This window comes from Allomuricauda sp. CP2A (genome assembly GCF_001683915.1).
Taxonomy (GTDB): domain Bacteria; phylum Bacteroidota; class Bacteroidia; order Flavobacteriales; family Flavobacteriaceae; genus Flagellimonas.
This window is the reverse complement of record NZ_LXTT01000114.1, coordinates 1-599: the sequence shown is the minus strand read 5'-3', so window position 1 is coordinate 599 and position 599 is coordinate 1. Positions and strand designations below refer to the sequence as shown.

Here is a 599-nt window from a genome sequence, read left to right as displayed (position 1 = left end):
TTTGTCAGGCAGGGCAAGGGTAGCCATGAAATTTACGAGAAAGATGGAAAACAAGAAGTTATTCCTAACCATGGCTCTAAGGAATTGGGTAAGGGACTGGAAAAAAAGCTAAGAAAAAGAATGGGGTTGTAAACTGCCTCAACAAAACTAAAATACTATGAAAACAGTTTATATTACAATTGAGAAAACTTCAGATGGATACTCGGCATATTCTGAGAATATTGATGGTATATATGCAATGGGTGATGATGTGAAGGAAGTTAAGGAATCTGTGATGGATTCCGTTGCGACTTTAAAGACTTTGGACGATGCCAATAGGCCTAAATTTTTAGAGGAAGATTACCAATTGGTATTCAAATTTGACACAGAGAGTTTATTAAAATACTATTCTGGAGTCTTTACATTTGCTGCGATGGCTCGAATCACCGGCATTAATCAGAAACAACTTCAACACTATTCCACTGGGCTAAAAAAACCAAGAGAGGCCCAGAGAAAGAAGATAGAACACGGATTGAAAGACTTGGCAAAGGATATTCTAGAAATAGAACTTTAATCATTGGCTGACATTGTTTATACAGAAGAGAGGTTCAGACCAATAA

At 36.9% G+C, this 599-nt stretch carries 2 protein-coding genes; both read left to right on the top strand.

The window, feature by feature from the left end:
• On the top strand, positions 1–132 hold a 132-nt coding region (locus A7D14_RS13370), incomplete at its 5' end, for a type II toxin-antitoxin system HicA family toxin (protein WP_067035509.1).
• 25 nt (positions 133–157) lie between these two features.
• Complete coding sequence (locus tag A7D14_RS13365) at positions 158–553, top strand: hypothetical protein (protein ID WP_067035507.1); 396 nt, start codon at positions 158–160, stop codon at positions 551–553.
• Positions 554–599: the final 46 nt, after the last annotated feature.

Bases quoted from the DNA above. Each gene is read 5' to 3' on its own strand.
- A7D14_RS13365 (WP_067035507.1), top strand. From the start codon at position 158: ATGAAAACAGTTTATATTACAATTGAGAAAACTTCAGATGGATACTCG.